Raw genomic sequence first — 26,948 nt, forward strand, 5'->3', positions numbered from 1 at the left:
CCTCAAGCATGACACGCCAGTTAGCATCGAGCACATAAAATGCTACATCCGGGTTCTGATACGTTTTAACGATTTTGATATCACCCAGCAGGGCCAGGTCAGCATACATTCGACCGTTTTCGTCCCACTGCGCATATTCCAGATCGCCTACGTATTGGCCTGCAAGATTCCATGATGCAAAGACTTTATTCAGGGCATCTTTAAATCCGATCAGCAAGTCAGGATTGCTGCCATCAAAATGCCGGGCCAGCGCATCAACCGCCTCCTGAGAGGGCATTTTCCGCCCGGTTGGCTGCAGCGTCCCGCTAACGTTCATGACCTCAACAGCCAGCGCGCTGTCGTCCGGGCTGCGGTAATACGCTGTTGATCCAACCGATATATTGCCAGCATCCGCGTCTGCCTGTGCTGCTGCGAGCGTAGGGAACTGACGGATAGTATTTTTAATGGAGCCAATACCAATTAAAGTGGTATCTGGAATTGCAACGCCATCTTTGTGTAAATAATATTTAAAAGCAAGCTCATCATCGTCGCCTTGTGACACCCTAAATAATTTACCATTCGGAGTATTGGCGCGACCGGCAATCGTACCATCTGGGTCTTCAGCGGTTTTGAAAAATGTATACTCCCTGAAATCGCTAATTGATACCAGTTGCGTCCTGAGCCAGCGAGTCCTGTTGGCAAGCTGCTGGGCCTGGATATTAGCATATGAAATATCACCTTCAGGCCCTATCGCCTCTGCGGGTGTATCATTCTCAAGGCGAAAAATGTCTTCAAAAAGAGATTTGTCATCTAAAGAAGCCATTATTTACCCCCTGTCGGTACGACCGGCCAGTTAATGTTCTCAGCATCGGAAATATCAAGTCGATAAAGAGCCAGGCGGTAAGCTTTCCACTCATTAAGACGCGTTACTTCATCGTCTGACGCCATAGCGAGATCGACAGCATCCTGCAGAGGCAAAATCTCGGTATCTGCTTTGGCGCGTAGCTCAGTAAGTTTCCTGTTCGCCTGTTCACGGTAATTAACTACCGGCTCAGAGAGATAAGGCACTTCTGAACCATTCGGAGTGATCACTTTACCGGCGGCCTGGCCTTCAATAAGTCCCTGATACTGACTCAACGATAATACAATCGCATCAGGCGGGAGATGTGCGCCATAGAGTTCACCATCCGGGTAAAGGCCATTTGTTGAAGGGGAATAATAAATCGTCATCTTAATACCCCAGTGCAATATAGTTATAAGAAACGCCTGCGCCGCTGGCAATACCAGATGCACTGGATGAATATAAGGTAACAGTAGTCAGATTGACGGAAATACCACCAAATCCAGAAGGCGTTGCACCTGCATTATTCGTCATGAAAGCACACATAGCCTGAACCGGAAATGCCGCCGGTAATGTGACCGTCACGTTACCTTCACTTGTTGTTGACCCCTGACCCCAGTTAATAATTAACGTTCGTTTCACGCCTCCGACAATTACAGGAAGGCGTATATAACCTGTCGTTCCAAAACTGCCGGTACATGTAAACAGCGACTGGAGAGCGCTTAACAGCTGTCCTGAAGATTCTTCAGCCGGGACTACGCCGGCGGCGGTGAGCACGGCAATAATTTCCTGCTGAACTGAGCGGGTCGCTCCCTGAATATCGTTGAGCCAGTCAGGCGTGACGATTGTACCCTTAGTACCGGTAAGCTGGTTTCCTCCATGGAACTGGCCGTCATCGGTACCGATGGGATCAATTAGTGGTTTCATATTTCCTCACTGGTAACCCACAGTGTAATCAAGCGTTCCGTCGTATACCCAGGAGCCGTCGAAGAATGGCCCTGTAGAACGGCGGCGATAAGTAAAAATGCAAAGTGTGTGCGCTGGCTTTAAATCGTTGAACCAGGTTTCAATAACAGAGTCACCGTATTCCTCGAGGGATTCACCGGCATATGATTCACCCGCACGAAACAGATAAGAAGGAATTTCCGAACCAATAATATTTATCTGCCAGACCCAGATAATATCTTCTTCATAAAGGTAATCACCCGCACGTCCCTGACCGGCACGGAATGGATCAAGCTCATCAATGGTGATGGTGTAACCAATAGACCCTGCCAGACGAATGAAATACTCACGACTCAGACCGCCAGTTTCAGACAGTTTGATAAGTACTGACTCAAGCCTTTTCTGCCATGAATCATCACTGTCTGGTGTTAATCCAAGAACCCGCTCCCAGTCAGTTAACAGGTCACCGGAAAATATAGGCGTGACGCCACCTAATACATTGCCTGCTGTGGTATCCGTTTTATCAAATACGTTTCCCTCGGCGGTTAATTCTGCATTAAGAGATAGCTGGGCGGTATCGTAAGCCACTGGGGGAAGAAGCATTGCCAGTAAATCACGCCGGGATGTCATAATGGTACAACCTCCAGCGTTCCCTCACGAATCCATTCCACGACTGAGTCATCTACCACAGGCAACACATTACCTGCAGGTGATGACATATTACGGTCAATAACTCCGTTTACCTGAGAAACAATCATTTCAGCCTGAGATTTAATAAATGCTTCTCCGGGGGCCAGTCGGGCTATGTAGTCGGTAAGCGCAGCAATAATATTTTCGGAGGCTTCGGCAAAGGTCACGCCGGAAACTGAAACCCCAACAGAGATATCGACGGTTTTAAATGTAGGGGCCAGCACCAGGCAATCTTTAGCTGTAACAGGACGCTGATCGTCAATATAGGCCTGCACTGCTGTTATTATCTCAGCAGAGGGAGCACCATCAGATGAGGTAATGACAACATCAACAGTTCCCAGCCCGCGCCGTAGCGGATATACATAGGCAGCAGTCACACCATCAACGTTCATTGCCCAGCGGCGATAATCATACTTATTTCCGCCTGCAGGTGGACGACGAATAATATCCAGCAAACGGGCCAACAGTTCAGTATCAAGTTCCTGGTCAGTCCCGCCGGACATAACACCGATAACTACGGTGCTGTCGAATCCCGTCGGTGTACTGGTAAACGTACCCGAAGTGATGGCCGTGGTATTACCAGCAGCGCCGGCAGTGGAATAGCTTGCCGCTACCGTACCGTTACCGTCGCTATCAAGCGTCACTGCGGCCGTGGTGGTATACGTCAGGCTACCGCGCGTCACACTGTAGCCCGCCGCTGCCGTCGCGCCGGGTTCGCCGGTGACCGTAAGGGTACCGCTGGCCGTGGTGGCCGACTTGCGATACAAGCCGCGCGTACGGGCATGCCATTCGAGAAATTCAGTATCGGCCGTGTCAGCAAATATCTGACGAACGATCCATCCCTGATATTGATAAATACCTGTGGCAACGCTGGCCACCGCACTGGCACGAATATATAAATCGCTGTCAACGCCAATATCTGCATCGGTATTCAGGTTCTTAATATCGCGCAGAATATCGTTTCGGATTTCGTCGAACGTCGGCGTGACAAACGGCATTAAATAACCCTCACAAAATGCTTCAAGGGGACGGTAATACCATCGGCCTGAATGACGGTGATCAATAAAAGGAGCCAGCCCGGCTCCCCCTGAAAGGTTTCTACTGTGATGCTTTTTGCCCGGCCATCAGTATCAGCCGTCAGCGGTGCCAGCGCCTCTTCAGCATACTGGCGAGCGAGTTTATGTACGCGGGTTACATCTTTCTCTCTCCTCAGAAGATGAAGCTTTGAACCGACATCCGGCTGCGCCCACCATGAGCCGAGCGGGATGGTCAGACGCAGATACACTGCGTTTGCCAGAGTGCTGGTACTCGTGCCGGCGTAGTCGCCGGTTGTCGGGTCTAATAGTCTGTCCACGCTGCCATGATGACAGAGTGGACTGGTATGAATAAGTTGAAGGGCTTCAGTGGGTCTGGCGGGGGTTACATCTGCTGGTTCGGTTTATCCGTGATGCCGGCATCACCGCCATGATCGTGGTCATGGTCATCATAGGTCTCGCGCATCTGATCGAGCGTCGATTTACCATCGGATAGCTGGTCGCTGGCTTTCAGTAATGGCGTCTCAAAGGTCGCACCGGCTGACGCCGTAACGCCATAATCCTCAGTTTCAACGGTGTATTTTTTGGTTTTAACAAGGTACTCATCACAATCCACTTCGACGATTCGGCCCTTTTTGATATGCACAAAAGCACCTTCATCAGAGTAGATGGCCACTTCACCGCTGGCCACCTGCAAACGGTATGCACCGTTCTCGGTGGCGATGATGATGGCATGCGAGGTCTGGCCACCGATGGGAAGCACGATACACTGAGTGCCGGCAGGCGGGCAACTGGTAAACCCGAAGTGCTGGAACAGTTCGGCGTCCTGCAGCTGCTCGCCGGCCAGCCCTTTAAGCTGCACCTGCTGGATGGTTAAATCGCTTTTAACGCGGGTTAAACGTCCCCGGAAAGCAAGGCGAATACCGCGCAGTGCAGAGCGGATACGTAAATCAACCTGGTTCCACATCGACTATCCCCAGTTCCTGTTTTTTCTTACGGCGACCTTTACGGGCTTTTTTCTTCTTCGACCACGCATCGGGGATCCAGACACCATCTTCTTTCAGCCGCAGCGTGGTCACCGCGCCGCCCGGGCGTCCACCGGTAAACTCCCGGCCCATCAGAAAATAGATGGCATCGATACCGTGCGGTTCGCTGATGACGTGGATGCGCTGCCCTGGCTCCCATAACACGCCGTCGCTAGTCCGGTGACCCTGAACCCGGGCAATCAGGGAATAACCCTCCAGTCGGGCATCGGCCATCATTTTGCGGGCGCGATAGCGAACCTGTTCAAGGTCATCGGCATCGTGCATGACGACCACCTGCGGCCGGTAATACGTGACGGTTGGATCCTCCACAACAAACTGCAGACCATGCTGACCGGTCTCGGGAAGGCCCGTATCCAGTTCAGTTTCGGTGGTATCAGTATCCCCGGACACCGTCAGTGAGTCTGAGCTGCTGACGTCGATAATCCCCAGCTCTTTTTTGTTGTTCGTTGAGTGTGCATGCCCCTGCGCCAGCACCGTCAGACGGGAAAAGCTGCGCTCCATGCTGCTTTCATCGGTGAGACTGAGCAGGTTATTTCCCTCGCCGGAACGGCGCATCACCAGCGTGGCCACCGGCGCAGCCGTATAATCCGGGCCACCGATGACCAGCGTACCGTCAGGCCGGAACCACGGCCAAAGCCCGCGACCGGCACAGGCCCTCAGCAGGATATCCCATGCCCGCTCGCCCGGTTCGGTGGTGATTTTGTCATTGCGGATCGAACTCTCGGCGTGCAGCTCGATGTTTTTGATACCCAGCGGCCGCACGACCTGGGCGATAACCTCTTCCAGGCTGGCCTGACGGCTTGTCAGCAACGGGGATGCACAGTCCACCAGGATGGCCGCACCGTCACGGCCGGTGACGGACAGCGATACCTGATCCCGGCTGACGGTACGGGAAACCCGGTCTATGCGCCCGGACATTACAACATCCGGCCCGACGCGAACCTGAACAGGAACACCTCGCGCCACACCTTCTGGAAAGATGCCATCGGGCAGACCGAGACGCATCGACCAGGCATCGGCGGGGATAAGAAAGTCGCTGTCGATACCGTAGCCGGACCAGTCGGAATGCACCTTCCCACCGACGATGACCGACACTTTGTCCAGGTCATTATCCTGGGTTGTCTGTTTATTCTGCGTAGCCATTCAGGACGTCTCCCGCGATGATGTTATTGGGGTCACGAAGGGACGGATTAAGGAGCTTAAGCTCAGTGGCCCGGCTGTAATCGCCATACCACAGGTGGGCAAGCAGATGCAGATTCGCGGCACTGGCCACCGTGCGCTGAATCAGTGGAGGTCTGGCCTGAATCAGTGCCGTGGCCATCGACTGCAGGGAAAGCGCGGTATCACGAAGGCCATTAATAACCGGCTCATATTCCAGCGCGATCGACGTCGTTGAGCTGCTCACGGTCTCCATCTCAGCGGCCCAAGTACTGCGCACGCTGTCGATGGCATTCTGTACTGCCCGGCGGGCATCACCGGTGATAAGACTGATATCATCGGGGCTTAACGCAGCCGTGACGGTCTCATCGCTCAGAAGGTCAGCCGCCTGCTGCGACAACTCAAGGGCGACCGCCAGTTGTGTCATGGCAATCAGCTCACGGATATCGTTGGTGGTTACGTTTGCCGGCATTTCAACGGAAGCCGTCGCATCGCCATTGACAAGACTTGCCGGCAGTACGGCTACCTCATTGGCCTGGGTTTTCACCGCTGACCAGTCAGCAAGGACGACCGACGGCACGGAAGCGTATACAGCAGAGTCCGAGCTGATCGAACTGGTCGCTGCCGAGCTCTGCAGGCTCAGCGCAGACTGAAGGTCAGTCATAAAGGCAGCCGGGAAATTAACAAAATCAGTCGTGCTGCTGATAAAACCTGTGATTTCACTCCTGAGAATAGCCGCCATGTTCAGCGCTGTGACACCCAGCGCTTTGGCGCGGGCCATATACTGCCGCGCCGTTCTCAGTGGCTTCATGGCGTTATCCAGTAACGTGGCGGTACTGTCGAGGATCCCCTGGGCCTGGTTGAAAATGGCATCTGCCTGACTGAGTGGCCATTCGCGTACGAAGAACTTCACATCCAGACCTGACTGCAGGAACTGCAGATCAACAGTACAGTAGTCAGGCGTCTCAGCGTCGTGGTTTACCTGATAGACGTAGCACAGCATATCCGGCATGGAGCCAAATACAGGATGAATAAGCTCGCCCGAGCCGCGCACGTCCAGTGCGGCAATGAACGCCTGCAGCCGGCTTTCATAGTCGTCGCCAAAGAAGACCGCCTGACACTGCAGGCTGCGTGGTTTACCGCCAAGGTCGTCAATATTGGCCCCGTTGCGATACGGGTATTCATGCTGGGCGATATCACGCTGCACGCTGTCACGCGTGGTGATGATATCGAAGGCGACGCCCCTGAAGCTGGCGTCCTGCAGATCTGTTTCCCATGCCATCAGTGCGGTCCTCCCTGTGGGCCACGGGCGGCTGACTGGCCATTGACTTCATTCACAGCCTCAGCAATAACCCGGCCGTCCAGTTCAAGTTTGGTGGTGATATTGATGGGCGGCTGCTGTGACGGAGTCCGGGTGAACGGTGGCACCGGGTAGCCGTTTGCTGATTCAGGAACGCGGATGTTTGAAGGGGAAGCCCACCACGATTTGACCTCATCCCAGGCATCCATCAGACCTGGGCGGGATTTGAGCGCATCCAGCATTCGCGCCTGATCGTTAGGGTAATTTCCTTTTTCAAGTCGCGCGCGGGCCTCGGCATCACCACGACTGACTTGCATAAGAGGTACGGCTTCCGCTCCCTGCCAAACAGCAAAGGGAGCCAGCACGCGACCAAGGCCAAGACGACCGGCCCAGCCTGGAATACGGGTCGCAGTGGCCGCAGCAGTGCCTGCACCAGCTGCCGTGGTTCCTGCAGCAGTTGCAGCTGCGCCAGCAGAGGAAAGGAACTTGATACCAGCAAACGCCCACGCGGCAGCAGTCATAGCCTTAATGGCCGTTTCAGCACCAGCCAGGGCCTTTGTCAGTCCCGGATATGCGCCGGCGTAATCATTGAGTTCCCCCGAAAGTTTACCCAGCACATCAGACAGTGGCTGGATAGCGTCCATCTGCGCAAAGTCCCGGGTATTGTTCAGCTGGTTGACCTTGTAGAAATTCGTTCCTTTGATAAGGTCGAAATTTTGCTCACCTGACTGTTGACTTAAAGGAAGTACACGCTGTTGATTTACTCCTTTAATAACATCATTGCCGTACTGCCGGTTTGCACGCCATGCGACGAGCGCCATTAACGCCTGCCTGTCAGCAATAATCTGGCCAATTGCAGAACCTTCTAAAATCTTTGCCTGAGATTGCATTATTTCCTGACGAGCTGAGTCAGTTGTTGAGCTTTTGAGCTGCTTTTCGAGTGCTTGGTATTCTGGATTATTAGCCACAATCTTATCGGTAAGGCCGCTAAATGCCTCAAGAGCAGTAAACCCTTTGCTTCTCGCCCTTACCAAGGTACCTGGTAAATCGATGCCTTTACCGTTAAATTTAATTCTCGCAGCTGAATTAGCCGCATCCTGACTGTTAATTTTTGTCAGCAAGTTAACTATGTTATTCCCTGCCTCATCAGGACTACCTGCACTTATCATTGATGCTTGGTTAAATCCCAGTAAAACAGCAAGGTCACCAAGACCATTCATCCCTAAAGCATTGGCTGCAGCAAGTTGCTGAGGCAGCCATTTGGCCAGATTTTTTATTTCAAAAGAACCTAATTGCCCCGATTTAATCACCATGTTAAGGGCTGTAGGTATTTGATTATCAGAAATACCAAAGGATTGCTTAAGACGAATAGCTATCTGCGCCAGCTCTTTTGGGTCAGCCTCAGTTGCTGTTGCGTATTTCTGAAGCATAGGTAACAACTTTTCTGCTGTAGTGTAATCTACAGCGCCTGAAGCAAGTAAAGTATCGAGGGTATCAGCTGCAGTTTCTTTTGACCCACCACCAACCGCTACTGACCGACGAATAAGCTGATCCATAGAACGCATACCAGTCCGACGTCCAGCAGTGTTTTGTTCTGCAAATGCCGTATTCGCCATGCTGGCCAGACGTTGCTCATAAGTCATCTGGTTACGCACCGAGGGGGCGACGATGGCCCCCGCGGCTGCGATGCCGCCGGCGAACGCTGTGACATTGCCACCCCACATACGGGCACGTTCCATGCGTGACATTGACTGACCGGCACCATTAAGTTCGGTGCGCAGTTGCGCGACCTGGTTCGTCATTGCGCGAAACGCGCGGGTCTGTTCGTTAGCGGTAAGGGTACCGGTGCGCAGGAGACGGTTATATGCAGCCTGCGTTTGCGCTATCTCGCGCTGGATGTCGCGTTCTGAGCGGATCCCCAGCACAGACCGGGCATTGGCTGCCCGCTGATATTCCTGCTGCAGGGTTCGGGATGCACGAATGCCGCTCTGTGCCGACTGCTCACGTACGCGCGCGGCTTCTTCTTCGGCTTTTTTATTGGCATTGGTCTGCTTCAGGACGTCAGCCAGCGTCTGGCGCAATACCTTAGAGCCCTGGTCTTTTGCCAGCAGGGTCATGGCAAGCTGTAGAGAACGCATTTACCTTTTCCCCTTTTTTCTTCTGCGAGATTTAACATGAGGTACACGGGCTGCCGGCTTCCTGCCATGCAACCCGTCGAGGTCATCCAGCCAGCTGGTCAGCTCGCTGACGGTCATTCCTTCGATGCGGTCTCCGCTGATGCCGAATCGTCCGAGGATGAGGGTGGCTCGTCGGAGCCCTGAGAGACCGGCGGTACGCGCATCCGCTTTTTTTTAAGTCCGCTCAGCTCTGCATCCAGCAGATCCATATCTTCATCCGTCAACCCGTCCAGCAGAAGTTCTGCAGTGATAGCCTCTTTTGGCAGATCGCCAAGTGACTCGATGACTTCAGCCATTAGCGCTGCACGGTAATACATGGAAGCTGCAGGAGAATCCGATTCCCCCATAGCCTCTGTCGTCGCCGCCAGCGCCGCAATGGTATGGCGAATTACCGGGACCGCCACGGTGTAGTCATAATGAATGACGTCGCCGTGAGGTATGCCGTACAGCAGTTGTCCTGATGCTTTCATTAGCCTTGTACCTTACGCAGTGACTGTACTGTGATATCGCGGCGGGCTTCGTTATCCACGCTGTACTGTTCGCCGGTCTGAGTGGTGAAGCAGTCCAGGTAGCTATACAGCGGGTTTCCGTCCATATCCATGGTGGTCAGTTTGGCTCCGACCATTTCATCCCAGTCCGGCTGAGCAACGTTTTTCGGGATGACGACGGTGATCTGCAATGAATGCTCTGCGATACCTTTCGAATAGCCTTTGGCGCGGCCGGTCCGGTTCATGGTTTTCACCAGCTTGCGCCCGGTGTTCGTCTGGGGACGAATATCGGTAACCTCAATCTCCTGGCCGTCCACGTACAGAACGATTGAGCCGACGTATTCTTCAAGTGCCATTTACATGCTCTCCTTACAGAAGCAAATCGATGCGACCGGCGAAGACGTGGAGACCGTTCACCACATCCGACGGAATACGGGCATTCAGGCGGTTAACATCCTGGCTGTCACGCTCGACGATCAGCGCGTCCTTATTGGCGTCAACTTCCTCAATGATTTCCAGCTCTTCCAGCTTCAGCAGCACGTCATAGAGTTCGCTGCGGACCAGTGGAGGCGTACGCGTAGAGAGCTTTTCACGCGGGAAGCGCAGCGCAATTCGCTCGCGGCAGGCTTTACGCACGTAATCCAGGGTACGGATGGTCGTCAGGTCCAGCAGGGACACATCATCGACGCCGCTGGCATTGCGGGTATAGGTCGTGATAGCGCGGACGATCTGCACCGTCTCGCCGGAACCCACTTCAAACGGAGTCAGTCCGTTATGCAGCGCGTTTTCCTGCTCGGTTCGTCCCGGGCGGCTGGCGAGGTCCGTCACATCCAGCGCCAGTGTCAGGGTGTTCAGCGGTCGGGCCGGGTCTTCTTCACTGGCAATGCGTGCGCCATATGCCGCCGCAATTTCTGCCGGCAGCATAACGGAACCGTTATGCCAGCCCACCGTAATCCGCCCGCTGTTGATTTGTGATGCCAGTGTGGTACCGGCGGCAAGCGTACCCGGCCAGCCGGCGACGCCTACCGCGCCGCGTTGCTCCATCGGGCCGGAAACAAAATCCAGATGGGTACGCAGTGCTGTCAGCGTGTTCTGGGTGCAGAACGGGCTGACGATGATGTTGTGGCCTGCTGCCACGACGTTCGCCAGCGCCGGTGCGATATCCGGGTCAGTGGCCCCGCTGGCCATTGCAACGATGGCAGTCGTCGTACCGGATGCAGTGGTCTGCGCACGCAGGCGGATATCGTTGCCGGCCGCACCTTTGTTCTTCGCGGTCAGGGTCATGACACCAGCTGACACTGCGGCAGTAACGGGCAGCTCCGGCTGATTATCGATCGCAGTTTTCATCGCTGCAGCGATTTCAGTTGCGGTATCTGCCGCACTGACGGCCACATCCACGCGGGTATTACCGATCCACAGACTGACCACACCCTGCGAACTGGCAGGCCCGGTGATGGTCAGCGAACCAGTAGCGGCAATCCCGGCGCTGGCATCACTGACACCGATAACGGTCAGATCGAGGTAGGAATAGGTATTGATGGCAGCTACCACCATCAGATGCGCAATGGAGCCGTAACCGAAGTACACTGCGGCTTCATCGCCGCTGAATACACTGGTGGCCACAAGCGGTTCAAGGCTGCCGCTGGCGAGCATAGGGGCGACAATCAACACTTTTTGCGCATTCGCCGGCAACGTGCGGACAGCAAGTTTCGTATTGAACTCAAAATACTGCCCCGGTTTGCGGATGCTCGACGGGATGTTGTCGAAAGAAATATTCGGGCTGGACATTATTTGGTTCCTTTGCCGGTCGTTGCTGCAGCGGCCGTAACATCAACGGTCGCATCTGTCACCTTCACCAGGTCGCCCTCATTCAGACGCCGCAGATAGTAGGTGCTTTCAGGAACCTCAACCGGTTCCTGCTCGATGTACCGGCGGGCGTTATCCTCGCGCGGTACCCGGATCCCTTCACGGGCTTTCACTTTCATGATGAATAATATCCTCAGCAGCGAACGGCTCCTGGCCGTTCAGGAAATACCGCAAATCAGTGGTCAGCCAGGCCGGGTCATCCGGGCTGTGCGCACCGCCATATTCGCCAAAAATCAGGTCAGGATGACCGGATGGCAGGTCGGCGGGAGCCAGCGGGAAGCGACCGTTCTCCAGTGATTCCGAATCAAAGCGGGTGTCGAACTCGCAGGCAAAAACAGACATTGCCGCCGCTTTTACCTGCGTGTTAAACAGGGTTCGCACCTTGCCAGGCATGAGATGCTCAATCGGTAATCCCAGGTCCTGCCGTGCCAACAGCCGGCGGATGGCGTAAACAAGCTGGTAGGCGCCGACCTCGTTGAATGACGGTCCACCGTGGCGGGTAGCCTGATCACTGCGCACGCTTCGTGCTCCGGCGAGGACCACAAAACGCCCGGTATCCCGCCACTTATTACGGCCGGTACTCAGCAGTTCTGAACCCTGTACACCGCCAAAAGTGACCCAGACGCCCGGAAGCTGGCGAATGACATCAGCAGGATCGCCATCGAGTTCGCCACTGTAGGAACGCACCTCGCGGACCAGTTTGCCGAGCCCCCGGGTGAGCCTGTCGATAATGGCGGATTCGATTTGCGTGATAATCAAAATGCACCCCCATCCGTTTCACTGCGCCCGAAAACCCGGCCAGCCGAGGAAAAGCGGGAAACACTCCCACCCTGAGCGACTGAACCATCCGGGAGACGGCCCAGCGTGATGCGGCCATCAGCCACACGCTCCAGATACCTGATTGCGTCTTCATAACGTTGACGTATCTCCTCTGTGTTCTGCGTCTCTGCGCCGGTCAGTTCGTACCGGGCGATATCGCAACACTTACCCGTCAGGATCCCGGGCGTATCAGTCCATGGCACCGGATAACGGCCAGCGAGATAACTGTCGATGGTGGCGGTGGCCCGCTCAAGGCCACCGTTCAGCACGTCGTCATTAATCTCACCGGTAAAATCACGATCGGAAAGCGCGATACATTCCGTTTCACCAAACTGCCTGACCATATCGTCCCGGGTTGCGTACATAGCTGGCTCCGCTTACTTTTTCGCTTTAGGCGAAGACTCAGCCACCGCCTCGTAATCAGAGGCGCTATCCTTGACCTCTGGTGACTGGCCTGTTGTCTGAAGTGTCAGCGCTGTCGTGTCATCAGCGGCGTTATCACTTGCCGCCGGTGACTGACTCGCTTTCTGTAGCTCCAGCGTAACCAGCAGAAGGTCGCGTTCTGAGGTCACTTCCTTAAGCTGGACCTCCAGCTCCTGAATACGAGCCTGTGCGTTTTTCAGCTTGTCGTCATCGCCGCTGACCGCGCCGAGATGGACAACCAGTGCCGGTTCAGCACGCAGAATGGCGATCTGCTCATCAGTAAAACTGCCATCAGGCCAGGTTACCGGCACGTCACGGTGTGCCACACCGCAGCGACGGAAACCGTCGCGCTTGGAGGTAATCGTAATGTCAGGCATTTATGCATCCACCCCGGTTGAACCAAAAGCCATCTGCCAGAAGCCATAACCGCCGTTGGAGCGGGCCTCGGCACCAAATTTGTACTTCTTCATCAGGAAGACGTCGTCGCTGTCCATATTGGTCTGCTCGACGAATACCGGCTTTTTACGCTCCTGATAGACCAGCGGTTTCACCGGCTGGGTGTTGTCAAACAGATACCACTCGGTATCGGTTGCCAGCCCCGGCCACACCAGGACTTTCGCTGTCCCTTTGTAGATGTTTGGTGTGTTATCCGGGAAACGATCGGCGGTCATCAGATAGTTGGCGGTATCTTCCAGCGCCGGCGGGACAACCAGCAGACCCGGGCGGATACGCAGGTTTTCACCTTCGTCATCCTTGAAGTCACGCATCGCTGAACGGGCTGCACCGTAAGATGCCTGGGCTGCGGCGAACGATGCGGCAGACAGCGCTTTCGTGCCTTTGTTGGACGCCACGCCACTACCGACCGGGTGATCCGTATCGAAGAAGTACTGGCCGTCATAACAGAAGTTGGTGAAACCACCGCTCAGCAGCCGGCCGATAATATCGGCTGGCAGTTCTGCGGCAGACTGGCCAGCACCCTGAGCCTGCTGAGCATAACCCAGCATGGTGTCGTCTTCGATATCGTTACGATCGACCTCAATGGTCGCTTCCCAGTCTTTGTTACGGATGGTGTAGCTGAAGCCTTCCAGGGCTTTCACCACTTTTTCGCCAACCCATTCACGCATTTTCGGGAAACGCGACAACCAGGCGTAGTTCTCTTCCTTGGTGCTGGACGGCACGACCATGGCAATCTGCTGCCAGTCGTTAGGGGTCTGATCAAACGCATTTTGAAAGGTCTTCTTAAGACCGATAAAAATGGTTTTCAGGTTCTGCTTGTTAACAATCACGGCTGTTCTCCTTAAATTTCAACCCAGACGCCATCGGACTCGACGGCAATAACGATACCGGCCACCGGTCGCGCATTGGTGTTGCTGGTTTTGGCGACGGTGATACTGTCCGCGACATAGCAGGTCTTACCGACTTCAGCCTGGGTTACAGCGTCCCCGGAGAAGTTGGCCAGTTTCCAGGCTTTACCGCGACGAACCATGACCGACGTCGCCCCGGCCGCACCGGCAGTGTTATCCGCGTACTCATCGGAAACGCCGAAAATGGTCAGGGAGGCGGTGGCTGCGGCAGGAACGGCCATGCCACTGGCATTCAGGCCAACCATGTGCCCGCCATAAATCATTGTGGCCGCAGCCACAGGCGCGGCGACAAGCTCACCATTGCGCCAGGGGGTGTTACGATCAGACATTGCTGTTTCCCTCGATAAAATCGTTCGGATTAAGGCCCATCACGCTCAGTACGGCCGGATTCAGTTCATCATCCGGAGCATCGACTGCACGGGATGGCAGGCCAGCCGGCGGACGACCACCGGTCTGCGTGGTGGTGAGCGCGGCGATACGCGATTGCTTGCTCAGATGATCGCGGAGTTTGTCGGGGCTGGATTTGGCCAGCGCCTCCGCCCAGCCTTTTTGCGCCGGCAACAAACGGCCATCAGACAAGGCCGCCTGAATCAGCTCTGTGGACTGCTGCAGCGTCAGCTGGGCAATCTGCTCCTCACCTGAGGCCCGGGCCTGTTCAATCGCCTGATTCATGACATCCACGGATACCCAGAGAGCAGGATCCGGATTCTCAACCTGAGACGTCAGCGCAGCGACGCTGGCCTCAAGCCCGTTAATCCAGGCAAGACCAGCGGCAGCCTGACTGTCCGAAGCCTTAATTTTGTTAATGAGCTTCTGCAGCTCGTTGAGAATGTCGGCTTCGGTTGACGAAAGCGGCAGACCCAGGAACCAGCGGAGCTGTTCCAGCAATTCATCCATCGTTGTGTCCTCAGTTGAAGTGGCGGCGAGGAGGGAGGCAGCGGCAAGCATTGCCTCATCCATGCCGTCCAGGGCGGGCGTATTGGTCAGGGCCGCGTTGATTAACGTGGTGACCAGACCAGTCGCGTCGTAAAGAAAAACGGGGGAAATAAATTTATATTCACCGGCATCGATAGCGGCAGCAGCGGCGTCAGTCCATTCAACATCCACGGCAAACAGGCCAACCCCTTCACGCCACTCCAGCTTTTTAAACCAGCCCGAAGCTGGCGCGGGTAGCCCGTTCTTCGCTGAACGCAGGGTCTGGTGTTCGTAGTCGATGACATAGGGAGTCTGGCGGGCGTCAGCGGCGGCGATTAATGATGCCGCGATCGTGGCATCAATAAACCAGCCATCCGGGCATTCTGCCGGGCGGCCGTCGCCGGCACGGAAGGTACCGGCCGGCAACAGCTGGATCACGCCGCGATTTGCAGCGCTGATAACCTGTGAGAGTGACGCGATATGAGTTTTCATGACGCCGACAGTACAGGGAATATAGCGGCGTAATAAGTTGACGGGCTTCAGTGGGTATATAAAGGAAGAGAGTACCGTTACATCATGTCACTCTGTCCCGCTGCAGGGCAATAGCGCTAAACGTTTTTAAACCGCTTTTAAAAACGCCTGAGCACCCTGTCAGGGTAGTTCCGTGAGGTGGCGAGCAAGATAACGCCCTGTGATGCGTTACAGCGCGTTTTCGGTTTTCAGGCTTTACCGGTAGATCTGGCTGAAATAATTCACCGATTTTTCTTCCATAGCGCTGACGTCGGATTCGGCCAGAAAAAGAAACGGGCGGGCTGGCATTTTAATCTCATATGCCGGGATGGTATTCCACTCTGCGTAATTAGCTTTACTCTTGCGGGCAAACTGATTGTTCAGGGTACCGTCCTTGTTCTGGCGATAGTACGCCTGCTGACTGCGGGCCGGGATGCTAATCTTTCCGCCAGACTGGTGAATGCCGGCATAGATGACATTGGTCCCGACGGTCGCCATATCGTTGTCGCTGTACTGAGCGATGCTCGAAGCCAGCCGACCAGATCGCTGCAGTATCTGACCTGGCCCCCGCCGCCTGGCATAACGTGGACTCCATCCGAGCCACTTAGGTCGGCCCTGTTGTTCGAAGTTCTCCTGGACGGCGTCCTCCATCATCCCAGCCAGCATTCGCATCAGTGGCGCACGATTCTCAAAGCTTCTGATGAGCTCGCCCAGAGAGCGCTCAAAGTCGGTGACGTCAAAAACGATTTCATAGGCCATTTAACGCGCCCTCCAGTATCGGTAATTCAGCCAGCGACTGCAGGGACGCCGGTGTCAGTTCTGCGCCACCGTCCGGTAACTGCAGCTCGTAACCTGCAGCGTTCTGCCCGGGAACGGCCCGCACCTGGTGGAGTGACTCGCCATTGCGGATGACATAAAGCAGATCGTCACCATCAGCCAGAACCGCTGCAGGCTGGCGCAGCTGTGCCGGCAACTGCTCCCAGAGCGGCCCGGGTGACTGTACCACCGCGCTGTCGGTCACCGTCATCACTGCGGAGTCGGGCATACGGCCACGACCAGAAAGCGCATCGAGTGTGCGGGTGCTGAGTGCGCCGGCATGACGGAAAGCACCGGCTGGCTCACGCAGCAGCGACTGATTCACGAAGCGGCGGATATCTGACGTGATCGCGTCAAGCAGCTGCGGCTCCGAAAGTGTGTGCTGAACAGCCAGCGTGGCCATCTGTGGTGGTGCTGTGGTTGAGCGGTCCATCAGGCGTTGACCAAGACCCGCCAGCCAGCCCTGACCCGGATTGTGGCCAAAGCCGGCATCCGGGGTATAGAGCTGACCGTTGTAGCGGAACGCCTGCACCTCGCGGGTATCCTGCGGCCCCCATGCCTGCTGCACGGTTTCCAGATGCCCCTCGCTCGACCAGACGGAGATGCTCTTGCCGTCGATATCGCTTTGCGAACGTGCCCGGACGCGGCAGCGGCATCCCCAGCCGTCGGGCGGATAGGCAAACTGCCAGATGGGATCGTCATAGCGGGCCGTCAGTCCGTTCAGCGCCGCGTGTGCGGGCCGTGTGCGCAGGTCCATGACCGCCACGCGCGTCCAGTACGGGCGGTCGGCGGCGTTCTCCATCTGCTGGGCGTAGCGGCCGGCACCGTAGGACGACTGCATATTGGTTTCAAAGATGGTACGTAGCCGGCGCGGGGTTAACTGCTTGCCCTCCAGTACGCCATCCTCATCGGCGACCAGCTTCGCCTTATCGGCCAGCCAGCCTTTCTGCGTCAGCTTCTGCGTCATCTGCCGGCGGAACTGCTCGAGCGTCAGCCCGTTGTCCAGCGTGTCCTGCAGGCCGGCACGCACGTCCTGCAGAATATCCTGGCGAAGGATGCCGGCGACGGTAAACGCCGTCGCGTGCGCCCGCGCCTCCACCTCATGCCAGTTAAAGCCGATGGTGTAACCTTTGGACTGGAAATACTCGATGGCCTGAGCAGGTTTCAGCCCGATCGCATAACTTAGATCAACGCTTTCAGGCATCGGAATTCAGCCGCCCCCATACATCGGAGACAAAGAGCGCCTGCTCCAGCAGGGTGACCAGCTCGCTGTCGTCCAGGTCAGGATAGCTGCCGGCGATGATATCCATGGCTTCATCCGGAAGTTTTCCGTCCTGCAACGCCGCAACCAGCGGCGCAATCAGCTTTTCCATCGCGGCCGCGATTTTCTCCGGTACCGGGCGCCCATTATCCAGCGCTTCCTGTGCCGGATCTGATAGCTCTGTTGCGGTGGTCAGGGCGGCAATGCGACGGAAGCGCTGATTCAGCGCAACGGGTGACGGAGCGCTGGCTTGTGAGGGAGCTTCCAGTACCGCTTCATCTTTCTGGGGGACAGGAATACCCAGTTTCTTATGCACCCAGGATGCCGGAATACTTTTAACACCCGATTCAACCAGATTTTTAACACCCGTTGAAAAGGATGCGATCTCTTCAATATCCCGGGTATCAAATACAAATTTAGGCAGGCGACGGCGAGATATTTCATACCCGTTAATCCGCAGCAGCATATCAATCATGCTGCTGAAGAAGCCGTGCAGCTGCTTGGCATCCGAGACGAGGATATCGTGACGCACGTCGTTGTGGACATTGCCGAGTGCATTGGTTGAGGTCTTGCCATCTGCCTGGCTGGTGAGGGTTGCCCCGAGGATCACTTTTGATTGTGTGCGCTCACACCAGTCCATCATCGCAACAAACGGGTCAGCCTGGCCGGATGCTGCCGATTTGAAGTCAATGTCGGTCCCTTGTGGAATAATACCCGCCGCATTGTGGCCCAGGGTAACCAGCGCTTCGAAAAGCGCGTCTTTGTCCTGGTCCGTTGCGCCAGCCATGTACTTACCGACGCGCGCCGGCAGACCATAAATCTCCAGGAACTCCGCCAGATCGCGAACCGCAAAGTTCTTGAACAGGTACGGCCAGACCAGCACGCGATACAGACCCGACTGACCGGTAAAGCCGGTTTTCGCGTTATGCTTATGGACCATCCAGCCGAACGGCATCAGCTCTGCACCGTCAATGCTGCCATCATTCAGGCGGATATTATCGCCACGGTCAGGGCGTGCCTGGAACCAGCGATGCGGCCTGAGGTGGGCGGCGCTGGGTAGCCAGACATTCTCTTCCAGTTCCCATTCCAGCTCCTGACAGCTGAAACCATGCCCGATCGCATCCGCTGCCTGCAGAATGATATCTTCCAGATTATCGAGAGAGTCGAACCACTCCTGAACCATGGCCGCGAGGTTCTTCTCTTCCGCCGTCGCATTGCGCCGGGGTTCAATGCTCCAGTCGAGACCCAGTAACGCATTCTTACGCTTGGCCATCTCCGAAAAGATATGGCCATCCTTTTCGACCATATCGTCAAAAAGGTCAGCCTGAGCGGAAAGATAACCCTGTTCGGCTTCCTGCAGTATTCGCGGCAGACGTCGAATCGTCAGCCCCCGTGAGGGGTGAGCCGGATACGTGCTGTTAAGCTGAATCATCCGTGCGGTCTGCGGTTCTTTGGTTACCGACTTATCGAAAGGGCGACCCCACTGATCAACTATCTTGCCCATTATTACCATCCTCCGTTGCCAAAGCGCGAGCGGGAACGCTGGCGCGACTGGCCTGAATGTCTGTTGTCATTATCTCTGTCATCGTCCTGCCGGCGCGGAACGTGGCGGAACCCGTCTCGCGTCCCAAAGGAGTTGCACAGCGCCCAGAGCATATGCAGCGCATCCGGGCCATCATCATGGTCTGCCATGGGAAAATGGCGGAGCTGCTCTATCAGGGTGACCTGGGTCGGGCTGAGCCTAATCAGTTTGTTGAACACGTAAGGCTGCAGGGACTCGATACGCAGGATTTTGTCTGAGTGCGGAGTAACCGGCATAGCCGGGACCGGAACCCCCAGTTCTGCTGACTGACGAACCAGCTCAGTACGCAAAAACTCCTGAAACTGGACCGCCTCAACCGACCAGCACAGACAGCCGTATTCCCGCTGCAGCGCGATGGTGTCGCTGATAATGACGCTCGGCAGACGCTTTTTAATGCGGGCTTCGACGACGTCCAGAACGCCGGTCATCCGGTTAAAGCCGCCGACCAGAATTGCCGACGGGTCTCGGGAATTACCTTTTAGACCCAGACTGGGGTCAATGCTGCCAAAGAATGACCATTCCTTCAGCCGGTTCACCCAGAAGGTGATACAGGTGGCGAACGGTGCATCATCGCCGCTGACCGGGTCATTCTGGTATTCACTGTCGAAGGTGCTGTGACCGTCACGGGCGCGGATCAACATCAGGGTATAGAGTGGCCGCGCTGACCAGGAAACTACCGCGCCGGCTTCCATCGCCTCCCGGTGTTCGTCGTAGAACGTCCGGGCCAGCAACTCGCCATCCTCGTCGTTGTTACGCAGAATTTCTTCCCACTTATCCCAGAGCGTCATGTCTGACGGCCAGGTAATGAGTGCCTTAAAGCGTTTGCGTTTCCAAAGCGGGTTTTTCAGGGTACGTGACAGCACCGAGTCGTAATGCAGAATGGTCCCGATGTAGATCACATCAAACTTGGCCCCCGCGCCACCCAGCGGCAGGACGGTCTTTTTCAGCCAGTTATCCAGCTTGTCGCGCTGATCAGGGTTGCGGACCAGCTCATCATTTTCAATATCATCCAGTATGGCCAGGTCAGGACGATACGGGCCATGGCGCAGGCCGCGCAGTTTTTTACCGCTGCCGGCAACCTGCACCTTGATATCAGTGGCGGTCAGGATGGTACCCATCTGCCAGACGCGGCCAGGACCACAGGATTCAGGAAAATCCATCTTCAGACGCGGGTTCCAGCAGAGCTCCGCCTTGATGGCTTCCAGCATCGGATACGCCTGGTCGATACTGTCCATGATGATGACCGGGTATTTTTTCAGCTCCAGGATGATGTTCCACAGCACAAAGAGTTGGCTGACGATGGTCGATTTGGCCTCACCACGGGGGGCCGCGATGGCATCCTGCTGACTGACGGTCGCCGCAACGATTTCAGGCAGACGCTGAAACAGGAACTTATGCAGCTCCGACTGATCCTTATGGCGGATGTAGTGCGGGAAGTAGTTCTGCACGAAGTAACGAAAGCCATTCACCGGATCCCTGACCGCGTCACGGCGCTGATTGACTGCCTCCTGAGACGGGTCAAAGCCGACCTGTTCCGCCTCGATGGACCGGCGAAGCGATGCGGCCAGCTCGTTGAGCTGGGCCTCAAACTCCTTTTTGTTCAGGCTGACATTCTTCTTACGCACCATTTAATTGACCTTTAAAAGGCTTTTTAGCTGCGTTTTTAAATCTTATATCCGCCTGCATCAGGCAGGCGAGCGCGTAGCAAAAAGCATCATCTCCGTAAGCCTTTAAAATGCAGTAAAGTTCTTTCTGCCGTTGGGGCAGTTCACATTGCTGGCGTGATACATTATCCAGTTCAATGAGGATGTTTTTATCGGGAGTGCTCATGCCTTTTCTCCATTACTTCAGTGATGTTCATTGTGCGGTTTGTGGTCACAATTCATCGTTTTCTCTTCTGCATGCCGCCTGTATGAGACGATCAGAGTTGAATACTCATTCTCAAACGATTATGTGGCGTGAAGACCCATATAGCTTTCGTGGGCTCTTTACCTGCGGAAACTGTTTCTCTCCCGTGACATTCGACTTTTCTCCCAGAAACCGGGACACCGATACCAGGCCAATTCGTTTTCTCAACAGGCTGAGCCTTGAAATGATTGACCCTTCCGCTCGTTCTTCTCAGCCAAGGAGGATCGGCTATGAGGTGAAAATGGACGATGTTGGGACAGACCTCAGGAAGTTTTTTAAGCTGGATGCGATTTATCCGGAGGGTACGGATTCTGTTCCAGAACATCTGCCACAGGAGATTCATTCCATGTACGTTGATGACCTTCTGCAGGCAACCAGTTCGCCCAGACTCACCCTGGTAAGCTGCCGGATGATTCTTGAGTCGGCATGCCGCGACAAACTGGGGACCGATAAAGGCAGGCTTGTCGATCTCATTCAAAAGCTTGGCGAAGCGGAAGCATTGCCACGCGTTATGCTTGACTGGGCCAACACAATTCGCCAGTTCGGAAATGAAGCCGTACATGTTTCCGGTTCTCCCACAGTGGATGAAGCAACTGAAATCCGTTCGTTTACGGTAACGTTGCTGGAATTTCTCTATAGCCATCCGGCAAGAATTGATTCATTGCGCAAAGGCAACCCGGGCTAAATATCAACAACCGGGAGAGAACGTGTCTGCCCGGCCAGTTCATGTGTGCAGTCCGCCAGATACTGAATCTGGCCGTCGCGAACAAAGCTGTGACAGACACGGTGCTGGTCCTTCGTCGGGTCATCAAAATATGCCGGGTTATCGCTCGGCTCTTCCCAGGTCACCAGGATGCTGGGGTTAAAGGTCGGACGAACATAATCATGGTTCCAGTCCCAGCGTGGCCCCGCACCCTGACCAATGGTCACCTGATGGGAAAAACCGCATCCCGGACAGATGAATGACAGGCGATCGTGAGACACATTTTTCACAACGGCGGAAATGAACATTTACTCCCCCTTTAAAGCGTCGTTAACAGCCTGCTCAAAACGGGATTTGGCGCTCCAGCGGTCTTGTCGCAGGGCGTACTCCAGATATTCAACACGGCCATCAAGTAAATGGACTTCGACGTATTCCTTATAATCAGGCGCAATGACGCAAGCTACTTGGCTCGCCATTACGCTGACGCGGGAATTCACCGGGATTAATTTGTCAGCCATAGTGTTTTTGCACCTCATTACCAAAGGGTTCCAGCACCTGGACAAAGGCTTCCATATGCTTCGGATAGTGTTCACTGATGAAGGTGGACAGCATCGTGATGACCTCCATCGCTATGGCCAGCTGCGAGGTTTCCGGCAGAACGCGCTTGCTCGCCACCGTCGCCTTGTTGAAAGCATCGCTGAGGCTGGCCAGCAGTTCGACGCGGGCCTGAGGCGGAAGCTGCGAATCAACGTTGAGCTGCTCGATAGTGGTCTGATACTGAACGAGCAATCCCATCAGGATGGCCCGGCCGACGTCCTCCATACCATTACCCGCCAGCACGTTAGCGGCACGGAGCTTGTCCCAGTCGTCGCCGCTGTCCTGCGCGTCTTTCTTCCAGCGGGCGGCCGTCGCAAAACTGACGCCGCATTGCGAAGAAACGATCTGCAGTGACAGCTGGCTCTGAATATAAAGCCGCCGAACTTTTTCCCTTGTCTCGGGCGGATGCGCCATATCAGAACCCCATCTTGGCCTTGATTAAGGAAATGGTCGTCACGACCAGCCCGCCCGACAGCGCCCCGGTCAGTCCACCGGAGATAGCCCCCTGACGGATAACCCGGCTTTCCATCGCATCAATACGCCGATCGATACGCATCACCGCCCCGGAGATTTTCTCCAGTTCGGGCATGATGTCGGATGACAGCGGCTGACGTTGCTCGGTCAGTAATTTCTGCAGAAGCAGTAACGGGTCATCGCTGGTGAGCCGGGGTGACGCTGTGACGTTTGCTGTAGTGATACGACGCTGACGCCGCTTTTGTCTGGCCTTCATGTCCGGTCTGCCTTCTTGTCCAGTTTTTCGAGTACGCGATCAACCGATTCCTTGATATCGCGAATGCGGTCTATCAGCTGGTCATGGTCGCGGCGGGAATCCTCCCGGCGCTGATATTCATCCTTGATACGCTCAACGGCTTTTTCGAGGTCCCGAATATCCGACTGCAGCCGGCGTATCCAGATACCGCCGAAGAGCCCAAGACCGCCAAGCAATATCTGATAAATCTGGTCAGGGGTCATTGCGGCTCCTTACCGTAGAGCTGGCGAATGGTGTTTAGTTTGTTGCGAATGAGCTGGCACCATTCGCCGTAGGCGTTACTGTGCCCGAGGATGCCCCGGGGGGAGAGTCCGCCTCCGGCGCGGCCGGCATCGCCGGAATTTCCAGCATTTCCGCCGTTGGCTGCTGACAGATATTCACCGCAACCGGGTCCGAGGGGATAGCCGAGGTTTTGCCCGTACAGGCACAAAGCCCCGGGACCAATACCAGTCCAGCCAGGACCATCTTTACGTGCAAGTTCATCAGTTTTTTCCCTCAGTTTTTGCTGTGCAATCGTCAATGCCTTTCCTTTGGCCAGCAGCTCCCCGGACAATTTGTCCGCCTGCTGGCGGTAGTGCTCGGCGAGATTCACCTGAGCCTGCAGTTGCGAATGGTTTTGTCTGGCCTTATCGGCATCTGTTTTTTCACGCTCAATTTTGTAATTGTCGAAGGCTTTCTGAACGGTCGCTGTAGCGTTGTTCGCCGTCTGAACGTCGTCACGCATCTGGCTGGCTGTCACCTGAATCCCGATCCAGATACCGACGAAAAGAATCAGTGCGACAGCAACCAGCCAGGGGAGCAGCGGTTTAACCAGCGCCCAGAGTTTACTGGCCATCGGGGGTGCCTCCGTTAGGTGTGGATGCAGGCTGGTCACGCTTCATGGCCACCAGTTTTGAACCGATGTTATGACCCGCCCAGGCGACGATGTAGGCGGTAAACATCCACTCCTGCAGCTGCAGGCTGTAGCCGTACCAGATGACGATCGCGGACGTGACCAGGAAGGTAAAAAAAGTAATAGTGTCGGAGGTGCTGAGCCGGCCCGACGGGTTAGAAATCAGTTCTTTGAGGGACATAACACCCTCCGGGCTTTCTCGAAAAGCATGGCACGGTCATCGAGACCAACCAGCGCGGGGTTAATTTTGCGGGTGACTTCTACCACGTTGGCCGCATCCGCAGGCGCATTACAGCCATGCTGGTACCAGTACCAGGCGGCAGAACGGGCAGCGTTCACCGGGTCCAGCAACAGGTCGGGATTTTTCAGCAGGTCCAGCCCAAGCGCCTGCCCGCAGGCTCGATAGTTGTTCTTGAGGGTGATCTGAATTAACCCGCGGCCGCGATAGCGCCAGCCGTCACCGGAAGACTCCGGGCCGTTTCCGCCCTGGTTGGCATAGACAAAATTGGCGGTCGCTTCCGGCCTGCCGACGAACTGCTGGGCCAGTGCCAGTTCTGACGGCTCAATCTTACGATTTTTGTTGAGATCGAAGTCAGAACGGAAAATCATCGCCAGACGCGCAGCATCACGGTAGTACAGGCTTTCGACGACCCGGGTAAACCGAAGGCTCTCATGCCCCAACTGTGCGATAAAGCCAGCCTGGCGCAGCGGGGTATTGATATAGAATTCAGCCATTGCCGCATTCAGCGGTTCAAGCCATTGCTGCGCCCGCTGCTGTGTTATGCCGGCGGCTCGCTGGAAATCGTTGAGATTCATGAATCTGACACCACAAAAAGTAAAGGTGGTGTCAGTATCGCGAGAGGGGGATCAGTAAATCAGATTGAGGGGCTTCAGTGGGTTCATTGTGTTACATCAATAATTGCCAGCTCTTCAACCATTTTTGGAGGTGGTGTTTTTATCTGTTTCGAGCATTCTTTAACCAATTTATTGTATTGTTCAAACAATGCATCTAAGCGTTTTTCATTTTGTGTGTTCAAGCTATCAAGTTTTTCAATCCAGTAGTTATAAGCAACGCCAGTGAGACTACGGCAAGAGGTAAATGGTGTGGCTATTGGCGCTTTACCATATAATTCATCACTTTTCTCCTGGATCTGCATCAGATGCTGGCTTAGGGCTACTGCCTCAGGAGTCAGGCCTCTCATATGCTTATATAAATCAAATACTGGTTCAGTAATTTTCATTACTTCATTTAATTCAGACATTAAAATTCGAGTCTGAGGTATTTGATTATTATATAAATTTACCATTTCTGTGTTTGGAATCATTTTGGCTCCAATACAGAAACTCATCATTAGTAAAATAAATGCGCTGTATTTCATATAAATCCTTTTAAAACAATGACCCTTGACTAGTTTTGATGGTTATTTTTCTCTGAGCCAGCAGATGCCAACCAGTGCGATCGCTAAATCCATATTTAGGACACAAAATCGTCATCGCCATTAGCGATGATGTGCCGTTCCGGCTTGCCTCATCAAAATCAGCGAGAAACCGCAGGTTACGCAGTTCACGTAATGCCTGCTCGCAACGCGGAAGATAAAGTGGAAAACCACCAAAGTTTTTGAATAGCAGTTGAGCGTTATGGTCGCCGATAGTATCGCGAAGGAGAGCGGCTCGTTGAGCACCTAGAGCGCGAAGACCTTTTCCGATCGGAAAGGTTGTACCACCGAACGCTGAAAGTAGGCGTTCAGTGGCGGGGAAGCCGATAAGGTCAGCTATCTGAATGACTACCGGGGGCAGTAGCTCTGTTACCTGTTGCAGATTCATCGGTTGTCTCCCGTTTTTTACGCCGTTTTGCGTCAATGGCCAGCGCCTGCATCAGTTTGGTCAACTGTTCGGTTGTTAACCATTCGACGCGCTTAACCTGAAACATATGATCGCACATTTTCTCGGCATAATTCCACGGCCGTTTCGCATCTGCAAGCAAAGCTTCAACTTTGCTGAGCATGGTTTTACGTGAACGGGCTACGTTAGGACGTTTTCCATGACGTGCTGACTGGCGTGGAAAACCCTGGTCGTGCATGTATTCACGCACGGCCTGCAGCTCCTCAAGGGAACATTTAGTGGATGAAGTTTTGCCGTTGCACAGACGCGCCAGAACGGCCCGATAAGTTGCGTCATCCCAGCCCAGATGAGACTGGCCGGCTTTGATGGCCCCAATAAGGCCGCGTTTTGCTGGAGTGGACATATTACCTCCTGTTGGTTGCCATTACGGCAGGCACTCATAAAAGTGCCTGCAAGAATGACTCACTGAATGGGTTCGAGTTTGTTGACCGACACGCCCCCGATTTTCCCTTCCACCCGGACGACCAGCCGGCCGTTACGTACATGCCAGGCCTCGGATGTGGTGGTGACCACTTCAACCTCTGGCATTCCGGGAACGATGTAGTACCGAAACCGGGACCCCACCGGATAACGCCGGTTAAAAATATCGGCGGATATATTACGGAGCAGGTACTTCATGAGTCCTCCGAAGACAATCAGAAGCACTGTTAAGTTTTTGACCCTGCGAATTATCTTTTGCTGCCTTCTTGCTGGTATACCGCTGCAGGTCAAATTTAATTGTCGCCCTGTAATCAGGAAACAACCCAAGATTCCCATGGCGGTAAACTTCTCCGCTATTTTCTGCAATTTTGAAGTAACGCTGAACTGCATCTCTGTTCATCCCTAACATCTGGCAGGCATCACGAACCGTAAGGCGTCCTCTTAGTCTGGTTTCATCAATGATTTGCTTTATAAAGCTATCGCGTTTTTCCCGGGTTATATTCCCCATAAAACACCTCATTAATCATTTCTGTAAAACGATGT

38 protein-coding genes and 1 pseudogene are annotated in these 26,948 nt (G+C 54.8%); 1 reads left to right on the plus strand and 38 read right to left on the minus strand.

All coding sequences use genetic code 11. The features are described from left to right. The 25 genes and pseudogenes from ACOI7Z_RS16240 to ACOI7Z_RS16360 all read right to left on the minus strand — a co-directional run. Positions 1-802, minus strand: a pseudogene (locus ACOI7Z_RS16240) (hypothetical protein); the annotation flags it as partial. Further along, the gene (locus ACOI7Z_RS16245) at positions 802-1,209 is read right to left on the minus strand and encodes a tail fiber assembly protein (RefSeq protein WP_080864128.1); all 408 of its coding nucleotides are present in this window, start codon (positions 1,207-1,209) and stop codon (positions 802-804) included. The gene ACOI7Z_RS16245 and the pseudogene ACOI7Z_RS16240, both read right to left, overlap by 1 nt. Position 1,210: 1 nt before the next feature. Continuing rightward, a complete protein-coding gene (locus tag ACOI7Z_RS16250) occupies positions 1,211-1,747 on the minus strand; it encodes a gp53-like domain-containing protein (protein ID WP_407261714.1) in 537 nt (178 codons plus the stop codon). A gap of 6 nt (positions 1,748-1,753) precedes the next feature. After that, a complete protein-coding gene (locus ACOI7Z_RS16255; RefSeq protein WP_420702368.1) occupies positions 1,754-2,395 on the minus strand; it encodes a YmfQ family protein in 642 nt (213 codons plus the stop codon). Further along, entirely contained in the window at positions 2,392-3,453 is a 1,062-nt protein-coding gene (locus ACOI7Z_RS16260) for a baseplate J/gp47 family protein (RefSeq protein ID WP_064141760.1), read from the minus strand. The genes ACOI7Z_RS16255 and ACOI7Z_RS16260 overlap by 4 nt, the downstream gene beginning before the upstream one ends. Beyond that, the gene (locus ACOI7Z_RS16265; protein ID WP_032426002.1) at positions 3,453-3,809 is read right to left on the minus strand and encodes a phage GP46 family protein; all 357 of its coding nucleotides are present in this window, start codon (positions 3,807-3,809) and stop codon (positions 3,453-3,455) included. The genes ACOI7Z_RS16260 and ACOI7Z_RS16265 overlap by 1 nt, the downstream gene beginning before the upstream one ends. 65 nt (positions 3,810-3,874) lie before the next feature. Then, positions 3,875-4,456 carry a phage baseplate assembly protein V gene (locus ACOI7Z_RS16270; protein ID WP_080864122.1) on the minus strand — a complete coding sequence of 194 codons (582 nt, stop codon included), beginning with the start codon at positions 4,454-4,456 and terminating at the stop codon, positions 3,875-3,877. Then, positions 4,440-5,678, minus strand: coding sequence for a phage baseplate assembly protein (locus tag ACOI7Z_RS16275; RefSeq protein WP_420702371.1), 1,239 nt, complete (start codon positions 5,676-5,678; stop codon positions 4,440-4,442). The genes ACOI7Z_RS16270 and ACOI7Z_RS16275 overlap by 17 nt, the downstream gene beginning before the upstream one ends. Next, positions 5,662-6,975: a DNA circularization protein gene (locus tag ACOI7Z_RS16280; protein WP_110219320.1), complete on the minus strand. Its 1,314-nt coding sequence runs from the start codon at positions 6,973-6,975 to the stop codon at positions 5,662-5,664. Before ACOI7Z_RS16280 ends, ACOI7Z_RS16275 begins: the two co-directional genes overlap by 17 nt. Continuing rightward, a complete protein-coding gene (locus ACOI7Z_RS16285) occupies positions 6,975-9,131 on the minus strand; it encodes a phage tail tape measure protein (RefSeq protein ID WP_420702373.1) in 2,157 nt (718 codons plus the stop codon). Before ACOI7Z_RS16285 ends, ACOI7Z_RS16280 begins: the two co-directional genes overlap by 1 nt. A 113-nt stretch (positions 9,132-9,244) precedes the next feature. Next, positions 9,245-9,640, minus strand: a complete 396-nt coding sequence (locus ACOI7Z_RS16290; RefSeq protein ID WP_023158184.1) for a hypothetical protein — start codon at positions 9,638-9,640, stop codon at positions 9,245-9,247. After that, positions 9,640-10,014, minus strand: coding sequence for a hypothetical protein (locus tag ACOI7Z_RS16295; RefSeq protein WP_064141755.1), 375 nt, complete (start codon positions 10,012-10,014; stop codon positions 9,640-9,642). The genes ACOI7Z_RS16290 and ACOI7Z_RS16295 overlap by 1 nt, the downstream gene beginning before the upstream one ends. 13 nt (positions 10,015-10,027) lie before the next feature. Beyond that, positions 10,028-11,446 (minus strand): phage tail sheath C-terminal domain-containing protein, encoded by a 1,419-nt coding sequence (locus ACOI7Z_RS16300; protein WP_420702375.1) that lies wholly within the window; start codon positions 11,444-11,446, stop codon positions 10,028-10,030. Then, a complete protein-coding gene (locus tag ACOI7Z_RS16305) occupies positions 11,446-11,643 on the minus strand; it encodes a DUF2635 domain-containing protein (protein WP_020804729.1) in 198 nt (65 codons plus the stop codon). Before ACOI7Z_RS16305 ends, ACOI7Z_RS16300 begins: the two co-directional genes overlap by 1 nt. Beyond that, entirely contained in the window at positions 11,624-12,283 is a 660-nt protein-coding gene (locus ACOI7Z_RS16310) for a DUF1834 family protein (protein ID WP_420702377.1), read from the minus strand. The genes ACOI7Z_RS16305 and ACOI7Z_RS16310 overlap by 20 nt, the downstream gene beginning before the upstream one ends. Next, complete coding sequence (locus ACOI7Z_RS16315) at positions 12,280-12,708, minus strand: gp436 family protein (RefSeq protein ID WP_020804749.1); 429 nt, start codon at positions 12,706-12,708, stop codon at positions 12,280-12,282. The genes ACOI7Z_RS16310 and ACOI7Z_RS16315 overlap by 4 nt, the downstream gene beginning before the upstream one ends. A 12-nt stretch (positions 12,709-12,720) precedes the next feature. Beyond that, a complete protein-coding gene (locus tag ACOI7Z_RS16320) occupies positions 12,721-13,143 on the minus strand; it encodes an HI1506-related protein (protein WP_134909280.1) in 423 nt (140 codons plus the stop codon). Next, complete coding sequence (locus tag ACOI7Z_RS16325) at positions 13,144-14,052, minus strand: Mu-like prophage major head subunit gpT family protein (RefSeq protein WP_064141751.1); 909 nt, start codon at positions 14,050-14,052, stop codon at positions 13,144-13,146. Positions 14,053-14,063: 11 nt separating this feature from the next. Further along, positions 14,064-14,459 (minus strand): hypothetical protein, encoded by a 396-nt coding sequence (locus tag ACOI7Z_RS16330; RefSeq protein WP_064141750.1) that lies wholly within the window; start codon positions 14,457-14,459, stop codon positions 14,064-14,066. After that, complete coding sequence (locus ACOI7Z_RS16335; RefSeq protein ID WP_064143931.1) at positions 14,452-15,537, minus strand: phage protease; 1,086 nt, start codon at positions 15,535-15,537, stop codon at positions 14,452-14,454. Before ACOI7Z_RS16335 ends, ACOI7Z_RS16330 begins: the two co-directional genes overlap by 8 nt. A gap of 234 nt (positions 15,538-15,771) precedes the next feature. Next, positions 15,772-16,314: a phage virion morphogenesis protein gene (locus ACOI7Z_RS16340; protein ID WP_032415592.1), complete on the minus strand. Its 543-nt coding sequence runs from the start codon at positions 16,312-16,314 to the stop codon at positions 15,772-15,774. Next, the gene (locus ACOI7Z_RS16345) at positions 16,304-17,575 is read right to left on the minus strand and encodes a phage minor head protein (RefSeq protein WP_420702380.1); all 1,272 of its coding nucleotides are present in this window, start codon (positions 17,573-17,575) and stop codon (positions 16,304-16,306) included. The genes ACOI7Z_RS16340 and ACOI7Z_RS16345 overlap by 11 nt, the downstream gene beginning before the upstream one ends. Beyond that, the gene (locus ACOI7Z_RS16350; protein ID WP_420702382.1) at positions 17,568-19,136 is read right to left on the minus strand and encodes a DUF935 domain-containing protein; all 1,569 of its coding nucleotides are present in this window, start codon (positions 19,134-19,136) and stop codon (positions 17,568-17,570) included. Before ACOI7Z_RS16350 ends, ACOI7Z_RS16345 begins: the two co-directional genes overlap by 8 nt. Positions 19,137-19,138: 2 nt before the next feature. Beyond that, a complete protein-coding gene (gene terL / locus ACOI7Z_RS16355; RefSeq protein WP_420702384.1) occupies positions 19,139-20,842 on the minus strand; it encodes a phage terminase large subunit in 1,704 nt (567 codons plus the stop codon). Continuing rightward, positions 20,832-21,044 (minus strand): hypothetical protein, encoded by a 213-nt coding sequence (locus ACOI7Z_RS16360; protein WP_420702386.1) that lies wholly within the window; start codon positions 21,042-21,044, stop codon positions 20,832-20,834. Before ACOI7Z_RS16360 ends, terL begins: the two co-directional genes overlap by 11 nt. Between ACOI7Z_RS16360 and ACOI7Z_RS16365 the strand changes: the two genes are divergently transcribed. Further along, positions 21,043-21,807: a DUF4145 domain-containing protein gene (locus tag ACOI7Z_RS16365; RefSeq protein ID WP_167877123.1), complete on the plus strand. Its 765-nt coding sequence runs from the start codon at positions 21,043-21,045 to the stop codon at positions 21,805-21,807. The two genes, ACOI7Z_RS16360 and ACOI7Z_RS16365, sit on opposite strands and share 2 nt — an antisense overlap. On the opposite strand, the gene ACOI7Z_RS16370 is transcribed toward ACOI7Z_RS16365, so the two are convergent. The 13 genes from ACOI7Z_RS16370 to ACOI7Z_RS16430 all read right to left on the minus strand — a co-directional run bounded on the left by ACOI7Z_RS16370 (position 21,804) and on the right by ACOI7Z_RS16430 (position 26,913). Further along, on the minus strand, positions 21,804-22,133 hold the full coding sequence (locus tag ACOI7Z_RS16370) for a DUF6527 family protein (protein WP_032415586.1): 330 nt from the start codon (positions 22,131-22,133) through the stop codon (positions 21,804-21,806). The genes ACOI7Z_RS16365 and ACOI7Z_RS16370 overlap by 4 nt on opposite strands. After that, positions 22,134-22,343 (minus strand): hypothetical protein, encoded by a 210-nt coding sequence (locus ACOI7Z_RS16375; protein WP_420702388.1) that lies wholly within the window; start codon positions 22,341-22,343, stop codon positions 22,134-22,136. Beyond that, positions 22,336-22,836: a DUF1804 family protein gene (locus ACOI7Z_RS16380; RefSeq protein WP_420702390.1), complete on the minus strand. Its 501-nt coding sequence runs from the start codon at positions 22,834-22,836 to the stop codon at positions 22,336-22,338. Before ACOI7Z_RS16380 ends, ACOI7Z_RS16375 begins: the two co-directional genes overlap by 8 nt. Position 22,837: 1 nt before the next feature. After that, on the minus strand, positions 22,838-23,152 hold the full coding sequence (locus tag ACOI7Z_RS16385) for a hypothetical protein (RefSeq protein WP_023158167.1): 315 nt from the start codon (positions 23,150-23,152) through the stop codon (positions 22,838-22,840). Next, positions 23,149-23,394: a hypothetical protein gene (locus ACOI7Z_RS16390; protein WP_020804737.1), complete on the minus strand. Its 246-nt coding sequence runs from the start codon at positions 23,392-23,394 to the stop codon at positions 23,149-23,151. Before ACOI7Z_RS16390 ends, ACOI7Z_RS16385 begins: the two co-directional genes overlap by 4 nt. Further along, a complete protein-coding gene (locus ACOI7Z_RS16395) occupies positions 23,391-24,026 on the minus strand; it encodes a hypothetical protein (protein ID WP_420702392.1) in 636 nt (211 codons plus the stop codon). Before ACOI7Z_RS16395 ends, ACOI7Z_RS16390 begins: the two co-directional genes overlap by 4 nt. Continuing rightward, positions 24,016-24,264: a DUF2644 domain-containing protein gene (locus ACOI7Z_RS16400; protein ID WP_023158165.1), complete on the minus strand. Its 249-nt coding sequence runs from the start codon at positions 24,262-24,264 to the stop codon at positions 24,016-24,018. Before ACOI7Z_RS16400 ends, ACOI7Z_RS16395 begins: the two co-directional genes overlap by 11 nt. Beyond that, complete coding sequence (locus ACOI7Z_RS16405; protein ID WP_115244560.1) at positions 24,246-24,899, minus strand: glycoside hydrolase family 19 protein; 654 nt, start codon at positions 24,897-24,899, stop codon at positions 24,246-24,248. The genes ACOI7Z_RS16400 and ACOI7Z_RS16405 overlap by 19 nt, the downstream gene beginning before the upstream one ends. A gap of 83 nt (positions 24,900-24,982) precedes the next feature. Next, positions 24,983-25,462 (minus strand): hypothetical protein, encoded by a 480-nt coding sequence (locus ACOI7Z_RS16410; protein ID WP_149553275.1) that lies wholly within the window; start codon positions 25,460-25,462, stop codon positions 24,983-24,985. Between the two features lie 10 nt (positions 25,463-25,472). Then, positions 25,473-25,907 carry a Mor transcription activator family protein gene (locus ACOI7Z_RS16415; RefSeq protein ID WP_071994706.1) on the minus strand — a complete coding sequence of 145 codons (435 nt, stop codon included), beginning with the start codon at positions 25,905-25,907 and terminating at the stop codon, positions 25,473-25,475. Continuing rightward, on the minus strand, positions 25,852-26,328 hold the full coding sequence (locus ACOI7Z_RS16420; protein WP_064141739.1) for a gp16 family protein: 477 nt from the start codon (positions 26,326-26,328) through the stop codon (positions 25,852-25,854). The genes ACOI7Z_RS16415 and ACOI7Z_RS16420 overlap by 56 nt, the downstream gene beginning before the upstream one ends. Before the next feature lie 59 nt (positions 26,329-26,387). Next, entirely contained in the window at positions 26,388-26,603 is a 216-nt protein-coding gene (locus ACOI7Z_RS16425) for a hypothetical protein (RefSeq protein WP_023158160.1), read from the minus strand. Further along, positions 26,584-26,913 carry a DUF977 family protein gene (locus ACOI7Z_RS16430; RefSeq protein WP_074185589.1) on the minus strand — a complete coding sequence of 110 codons (330 nt, stop codon included), beginning with the start codon at positions 26,911-26,913 and terminating at the stop codon, positions 26,584-26,586. The genes ACOI7Z_RS16425 and ACOI7Z_RS16430 overlap by 20 nt, the downstream gene beginning before the upstream one ends. Between the last annotated feature and the right edge of the window lie 35 nt (positions 26,914-26,948).

Source organism: Klebsiella sp. C283, from assembly GCF_048822555.1.
Lineage (GTDB): Bacteria > Pseudomonadota > Gammaproteobacteria > Enterobacterales > Enterobacteriaceae > Klebsiella > Klebsiella quasipneumoniae.